General features: G+C 61.2%; 7 protein-coding genes. All 7 read right to left on the bottom strand.

The window, feature by feature from the left end:
- Positions 1–97: 97 nt before the first annotated feature.
- The 7 genes from LVD08_RS24410 to LVD08_RS24380 all read right to left on the bottom strand — a co-directional run bounded on the left by LVD08_RS24410 (position 98) and on the right by LVD08_RS24380 (position 7,388).
- Positions 98–862 carry an ABC transporter ATP-binding protein gene (locus tag LVD08_RS24410; RefSeq protein ID WP_003222314.1) on the bottom strand — a complete coding sequence of 255 codons (765 nt, stop codon included), beginning with the start codon at positions 860–862 and terminating at the stop codon, positions 98–100.
- 13 nt (positions 863–875) lie between these two features.
- On the bottom strand, positions 876–1,994 hold the full coding sequence (locus tag LVD08_RS24405; RefSeq protein ID WP_027614349.1) for a succinylglutamate desuccinylase/aspartoacylase family protein: 1,119 nt from the start codon (positions 1,992–1,994) through the stop codon (positions 876–878).
- 11 nt (positions 1,995–2,005) lie between these two features.
- The gene (locus LVD08_RS24400; protein ID WP_041070638.1) at positions 2,006–2,716 is read right to left on the bottom strand and encodes an ABC transporter permease; all 711 of its coding nucleotides are present in this window, start codon (positions 2,714–2,716) and stop codon (positions 2,006–2,008) included.
- On the bottom strand, positions 2,713–3,441 hold the full coding sequence (locus LVD08_RS24395; RefSeq protein ID WP_003222319.1) for an ABC transporter permease: 729 nt from the start codon (positions 3,439–3,441) through the stop codon (positions 2,713–2,715). The genes LVD08_RS24400 and LVD08_RS24395 overlap by 4 nt, the downstream gene beginning before the upstream one ends.
- Positions 3,442–3,498: 57 nt before the next feature.
- Positions 3,499–4,281: a transporter substrate-binding domain-containing protein gene (locus LVD08_RS24390; protein ID WP_003222321.1), complete on the bottom strand. Its 783-nt coding sequence runs from the start codon at positions 4,279–4,281 to the stop codon at positions 3,499–3,501.
- Positions 4,282–4,668: 387 nt separating this feature from the next.
- On the bottom strand, positions 4,669–6,357 hold the full coding sequence (locus tag LVD08_RS24385) for an ATP-dependent DNA ligase (RefSeq protein ID WP_247269456.1): 1,689 nt from the start codon (positions 6,355–6,357) through the stop codon (positions 4,669–4,671).
- Positions 6,354–7,388 carry a ligase-associated DNA damage response exonuclease gene (locus LVD08_RS24380; protein WP_097086545.1) on the bottom strand — a complete coding sequence of 345 codons (1,035 nt, stop codon included), beginning with the start codon at positions 7,386–7,388 and terminating at the stop codon, positions 6,354–6,356. Before LVD08_RS24380 ends, LVD08_RS24385 begins: the two co-directional genes overlap by 4 nt.
- Positions 7,389–7,476 lie beyond the last annotated feature (88 nt).

Below are 7,476 nucleotides of genomic sequence, written 5' to 3'. Positions count from 1 at the left end.
GGCTTGCTCGCGAAAGCGGTGTGCCAGTTAGAACAGTTTTGACTGACATACCGCTTTCGCGAGCAAGCCCGCTCCCACAGGTTTTTATCTGCGTCTGTTACTTGAGGTTCCCGCTGAGGAACTGCTTCAGCCGTTCGCTCTTCGGGTTGCCCAGCACATCTTCCGGCGCGCCTTCTTCTTCCACCAGCCCTTGATGCAGAAACAACACCTGGCTGGAGACTTTGCGGGCGAAGCTCATTTCATGGGTCACCATGATCATCGTCCGACCTTCTTCAGCCAGACCTTGAATCACCCGCAACACCTCACCCACCAGCTCCGGGTCGAGTGCCGAGGTCGGTTCGTCGAACAGCATCACTTCCGGCTCCATCGCCAGCGCCCGGGCAATTGCCACCCGCTGTTGCTGGCCGCCGGAGAGAAACGCCGGGTACTGATCGGCAACCCGCGCCGGCAAGCCGACCTTGTCCAGGTAGCGGCGGGCGCGGTCTTCAGCTTCCTGCTTGCTGCAACCCAGCACCCGGCGCGGGGCCATGGTGATGTTTTCCAGCACGGTCATGTGGCTCCACAGGTTGAAGTGCTGGAACACCATGGCCAGTCGCGTGCGCAGGCGTTGCAGTTCATTCGGGTCGGCGACGTGCATGCCGTGGCGGTCGGTGACCATGCGGATCGCCTGGCCATCGAGGCTCATGGCGCCGTCGTTGGGTTGTTCGAGGAAATTGATGCAGCGCAAAAAGGTGCTTTTACCCGAGCCGCTGGCGCCGATCAGGCTGATCACGTCGCCGGTTTTGGCCTTGAGCGAAACGCCTTTGAGTACCTGATGGTCGCCATAGCTTTTGTGCAGACCTTCAACAGTCAATTTGTACATGGGACAGACATCCTCAAGGCGAAAGTAGGTAGCCGCTGCGATAGGCTTCGGCGCCCGCCACGTGGGCGATCACCATGCCGGCAGTAGCCATGCGCCGCAGCGAGCGGGCGTACAGCAGGCCGGCGGCAGTGCAATGAATGGGGGTGACCCGGTCGTGGATCGGGTCGATGATTTCGGCAATCTGTTGCCCGGCTTGCAGGTATTGCCCGGCCGTAGCGGTGTACACCAGCAAGCCGCCCACCGGCGTGGTCACCGGTTCGACGCCGGCCAGCGGCGTGGCGGGGAACGGCAGGGGCGGCTGCGGCTTGGTCTCGCCGACGATCGCGTCGAACTGGATCAGGTAATCGATCAAGGCCTGGCAGTCACGACTGGCCATTGGGTGATTGACGTCACCCTGGCCGCGCAATTCCACGGTCACCGAAAAGCTGCCCAGCGGAATCTCGAAGTGTTCGCCAAAGCGCTCCTGCAGTTGCCACCACAACAGGGTGAAGCATTCGTCGAATGACTGGCCGCCGGAATCGGTGGCCAGCAGACTGGCCTGAGCTTCGATGTAACGCGCCAGCGGCTCGACCTGCGGCCACGCTTCGGGCGTGGTGTAGAGATGAACCACGGATTCGAAATCGCAGTGCAGATCCAGCACCATGTCGGCATCGCACGCTAGCCGTTGCAAGGTCAGGCGCTGGGATTGCAGTTGTGTGCCGGGCGTTTGACGGGCGAGGGCGTTGCGCAGGCTGGCGCGGATCAGCTCAAGGTTGCGCTGCGGGTCGTCGCCCAGCTTGCCCTCGATGTCGTTGCCGATGTCTTCGCTGAGGTCGACGAACCAGCGATTGAAATTCTGCCCGCTCTCCATCTCGTAGCGGCCCAGCGGCACGTCCATCAGCACTTGTTCGAGGCCGACCGGGTTGGCCACCGGCACTAGCACGATCTGGCTGCGCAGGCGCCCGGCGGCTTCCAGCTCCGCCAGTCGCTGCTTGAGGTGCCAGGCGACGAGCATGCCGGGCATTTCGTCGGCATGCAGCGAGGACTGGATGTAGATCTTGCCTTGGGCCTGCTCCGGGCCGAAGTGGAAGCTGTGGATCTGTCGTGCGGTCCCCGGCACCGGGGCCAACAGGTCATGGATCTGGTGTCGCATTACAGGTTTTCCTAGTGGGTCGGCCCGAGGAATGCCAGCCATCGGCGTTCGGCGAGGCGGAACAGGCCGACCAGCGCGAAGGTGATGGTCAGGTAGATCAGCGCGGCGATGCCGAACGACTGAAAGGTCAGGTAGGTCGCCGAGTTGGCGTCCCGCGCAACTTTCAGGATGTCGGGGATGGTCGCGGTGAAGGCCACGGTGGTCGAGTGCAGCATCAGGATTACTTCGTTGCTGTAATACGGCAACGAGCGACGCAGCGCCGACGGCATGATCACGTAGGCGTACAGCTTCCAGCCGGTCAGGCCGTAGGCCTTGGCTGCTTCGACTTCGCCATGGTTCATGCTGCGGATCGCCCCGGCGAAAATCTCCGTGGTGTAGGCGCAGGTGTTCAGGGCGAACGCGAGGATCGTGCAGTTCATCGCATCGCGAAAGAAACTGTCGAGCAACGGCTGCGCGCGCACGGCGGCCAGGCTGTAGATCCCGGTGTAGCAGATCAGCAACTGGATGTAGAGCGGCGTGCCACGGAACAGGTAGGTGTAGAACTGCACCGGCCAGCGCACATAGAAGTGCGAGGACACCCGGGCGATCGACAACGGGATCGATACCAGAAAACCGATGAAAATCGAGGCGCTGAGCAGCCACATGGTCATCGCCAGACCGGTGATGTTGGTGCCGTCGGTATAAAGGAAGGGTTTCCAGTATTCCTGCAGGAGTTCGATCATCGTACGGCCTCCCGGGCACCGGCGGCGTAACGGCGCTCGAGCCAGCGCAGGATGACGTTGGATGCACTGGTGATCAGCAGATAGATCAAGGCGGCGAGTACCAGGAAGTAGAACAGTTGATAGGTGCTTTTACCGGCGTCCTGCGCGGCTTTGACCAGATCCGCCAGACCGATGATCGACACCAGCGCGGTGGCCTTGAGCATCACCATCCAGTTGTTGCCGATGCCCGGTAGAGCGAAGCGCATCATTTGCGGGAACACCACAAAGCGAAAACGCTGGCCACGCTTGAGGCCGTAGGCGGTGGCCGCTTCGACCTGACCACGCGGTACGGCGAGGATCGCCCCACGGAAGGTTTCGGTGAAATACGCGCCATAGATGAAGCCCAGGGTGATCACCCCGGCGGTAAAGGAGTCGATTTCGATGTAGTCCCACTCCATGACGTCGGTCAGGGCGGTCAGCCAGGTTTGCAGGCTGTAGAAAATCAACAGCATCAGCACCAGATCCGGCACCCCACGAATCAGCGTGGTGTAGAGCTGGGCAGGCAGGCGCAACAGTTTCGATTTCGACAGTTTGGCACTGGCGCCCAAGAGGCCGAGCAACACGGCCACCAACAGCGACAACGCCGACAATTTGATGGTCATCCAGGTGCCTTCCAACAGCAACGGACCGAAGCCCTTGAGGCTGAAGGCGGAGAGCCCCAGATTTTGTAAGAGGTTTTCGAACATAAATCAGCAACCTGAGCGGATGGAAAAGGCGCCCATCGACTGATGGGCGCCAGGGCATTATTTACCGCTGTACAGATTCAGATCGCCAAAGTGTTTCTTTTGAATCTCGGCGTATTTGCCGTCATCGTGTAACGCTTTGATACCTTTATCTAAAAGCGCCTTCAGCTCTTTGTTACCTTTCTTAATACCGACAGCGGTTTTGGCTGGCAGCAATTCGCTGTCGACCGGCTTGCTGACTTCGTAGTTGGCGCCATCCGGCGACTTCAAAAAGCCCAGTTCGGCTTGCAGCATGTCCTGGATCGAGGCGTCGAGGCGGCCGTTTTTCAGGTCGGCATAGACCTGATCCTGGTTGGCGTACGCCTGGATTTTCACCCCGGCCTTCTCCAGTACGGCCTTGGCGTAGGCTTCCTGGATGGTGCCTTGCTCGTAACCGACCGACTTGCCCTTGAGGGAAGCGACGTCATCGCTCAGGCCGGAACCCTTCTTGAACACGTAGGAAGTCGGGCCGGAGAACAGCTCGCTGGAGAAGTCGATCGCCTTTTCACGGGCCGGGGTCACGGTCATCGACGAGATCACACCGTCGAATTTGTTGGCGTTGAGGCCCGGAATCATGCCGTCGAAGTCACTTTCAACCCATTTGCACTTGACCTTCAGCTCGGCGCAGATCGCGTTGCCCAGGTCGATGTCGAAGCCCACCAGGCTGCCGTCGGCCGCTTTCGACTCGAACGGTGCGTAGGAAGGATCAACGCCAAAACGCAGCTCTTTGTATTCCTTGGCCAGCGCGGAGCCGGCAGCCATGCACAACGCCAGTGCAGAAAGGGTCAGCAATGCTTTTTTCATTATTCAATCCCTAAGAACCAATATGAGCGCTTGTGGCGCAGAATTATTGTTACTGGAACGCGTACGACCTATAGAAAGTAGCAATTTCCGAACCAGAGTCCCGAACAAGTGTTTTAAAAGGTTGGGGGAGGGAGGAGGGAGAGGGATTGGTGCACGGGAATGGGCGGCTGTTGAAGGCTGCACCAACTTGGGTCGATGCACGCATTTTTAGGTGCTGGGATGAGCCGTTGTGGCGAGGGAGCTTGCTCCCGCTGGAGGGCGAAGCACTCCCCTGGATTTTTCAAATAGACCATCGTTTTGCGACTGCTGCGCAGTCGAGCGGGAGCAAGCTCCCTCGCCACAGGGCGTTCATCCAGTTAAATGTGATCGGTGTCCCCGGAAACCGGGTCAGGCCAGCAAATCCTGCAGCGTCGCCAAGCTGTCGGCCTCATCCACCGTCTTGTCCTGCCGCCAGCGCAGCATCCTTGGAAAACGCACGGCAATCCCGCTCTTGTGCCGCCGCGACAGGGCGATGCCTTCGAAACCCAGTTCGAACACCAGGCTCGGTTTGACACTGCTGACCGGGCCGAATTTTTCCACGGTGGTCTTGCGCACGATGCTGTCGACCTGGCGCATCTCCTCGTCGGTCAGCCCCGAATAGGCCTTGGCGAATGGCACCAGCGCCCGTTGGCTGGACTCAGGCGGGCCATCCCACACCGCAAAGGTGTAATCGCTGTACAAACTGGCGCGCCGGCCATGCCCGCGCTGGGCGTAGATCAACACCGCGTCGACGCTGAACGGATCGACCTTCCACTTCCACCACACGCCCATGTCCTTGGTCCGGCCCACGCCATACAGGGCGTCGCGGGCCTTGAGCATCATGCCTTCGACCCCGAGGCGCCGTGAGGCTTCACGCTGCCGGGCCAGATCGAACCAGTCGCTGCCGGTCAGAATCGGCGAGGCCAGTAACACCGGGTTGTTACCGTGAGCGATGACCTGCTCCAGTTGCGCGCGTCGTTCGGCCTGCGGACGGTTGCGCCAGTCTTCGCCTTGCCACTCCAGCAAATCGTAGGCAAGCACCACCACCGGCACATCTTCGAGGATTTTCTTGTCGAGGGTTTTACGCCCGATGCGTTGCTGCAGCAGCGCGAACGGTTGCACCGCCGGCGGTGCGCTCGATTGCGGGTCGAAGGCGTCTGCGGTGCTCGGATGGGTGCTTTTCCAGACCACGATTTCGCCGTCGATTACCGTGCCGTCGGGTAACGCGTGGACCAATGTATCGAACTCGGGGAAACGCTCGGTCACCAGTTCTTCACCCCGCGACCAGACCCACAGCCGACCCTCGCGCTTGACCACCTGCGCACGGATGCCATCCCACTTCCATTCCACTTGCCAGTTGCTCGCCGGCCCCAGCAGCGCTTCAAATTCCTCGACCGGTTGCGACAAGGCATGCGCGAGGAAAAACGGGTAGGGCTGGCCGCCACGTTGCGCATGTTCGTCGGCGGATTCCGGCGCGATCAGTTTCAGATAGCTGGCCGCGTTCGGCCGGTTTGACAGGTCGGTGTACCCCACCAGCCGCTGCGCCACGCGTTTGCTGTCGAGGCCGGCCATCGACGCCAGAGCGCGGGTGACCAGCAGTTTCGACACGCCGACGCGGAAACTGCCGGTGATCAGCTTGATGCACAGCATCAGGCTCGGCCGATCCAGTTGCGCCCACAGCGCGGGCAGGTGGCGGGCGAGGTACTCCGGGGTTTCACCGCGCAGCGGCAGCAGCTTGTCTTCAATCCATTCGGCAAGGCCGGCCTCGGAGCTGTGCGAATTTTCCGGCAGCACCAGGGAAATGGTTTCCGCCAGATCGCCTACGGATTGATAACTTTCCTCGAACAGCCACGGTTGCAATCCCGAGACTTCCACTGCCAGTTCGCGCAGGATGCGCACCGGCACCAGTTGCCGCGGGCGTCCACCAGACAGAAAGTACACAGCCCACGCCGCGTCCTGCGGTGCTGCTTGAGCGAAGTAGGTTTGCATCGCCGCCAGTTTGGCGTTGCTCGATGTGGTGGCGTCGAGTTCGGCGTACAGCTCGGCAAAAGCTTTCATGCTTGCACCTCGGCGATAACCGGCTCGGCGCCAATGTTCTCCTCTTCGTCGTCGCCGTATTCGGTGTTGAAACCCTGCGCGTCCAGGCCCTGTTCGCGCAGATGGCGCACCAGCACGCCGATCGAGCCGTGGGTGACCATCACCCGTTCGGCGCCGGTCTGTTCGATGGCCCAGAGCAGGCCGGGCCAGTCGGCGTGATCCGAGAGCACGAAACCACGATCCACGCCGCGCCGCCGACGGGTGCCGCGCAGGCGCATCCAGCCGCTGGCGAAGGCGTCGCTGTAGTCACCGAACCGGCGCATCCAGGTGCTGCCGCCCGCCGAGGGCGGGGCGATGACCAGCGCCTGACGCATGATCGGGTCGGATTTTTTGATGTCGCCGGCGTAGATCGTCGGCGGCAGGTACACGCCGGCCTCGCGGTAGACCCGGTTCAGTGGCTCGACCGCGCCGTGGCTGAGGATCGGGCCGAGGCTGGCGTCGATGCCGTGCAGAATCCGCTGGGCTTTGCCGAACGAGTAGCAGAACAACACGCTGGCCTTGCCGGCGGCGATGTTCGCCTGCCACCACTGGTTGATCTCGCTGAACACCTGCGCCTGTGGTTGCCAGCGGTAGATCGGCAGGCCGAAAGTCGATTCGGTGATGAAGGTGTGGCAGCGCACGGGTTCGAACGGCGCACAGGTGCCGTCGGGTTCGATCTTGTAATCTCCCGATGCGACCCAGACTTCGCCGCCGTATTCCAGACGCACCTGGGCCGAACCGAGCACATGCCCGGCGGGATGGAAACTCAAGGTCACGCCGTGATGGGTCAGCCTCTGACCGTAGGCGAGGGTTTGCAGGTTGATGTCCTGACCCAGACGCGCACGCAAAATCCCTTCGCTGGCGCTGCTGGCAAGGTAGTGCTGATTGCCGTTACGGGCATGATCGCCGTGGGCATGGGTGATCACCGAGCGCTCGACCGGGCGCCACGGATCAATATAGAAATCCCCGGCAGGGCAGTACAAACCTTCGGGACGGGCGATAACAAGGTCCATGTCGTTACCAGAATGGGGGGCTTGTTAGCTATGAGGTTGGCGCGAGTCCGGAAGTTCTATCGATTATTTTAGAGTCGCTACAAAACCA

The sequence above is a fragment of the Pseudomonas sp. YL2 genome (assembly GCF_023063025.1).
GTDB lineage: Bacteria > Pseudomonadota > Gammaproteobacteria > Pseudomonadales > Pseudomonadaceae > Aquipseudomonas > Aquipseudomonas putida_A.
The sequence above is the reverse complement of the archived record's forward strand: the minus strand, read 5'-3'. Positions and strand labels throughout refer to the sequence as shown.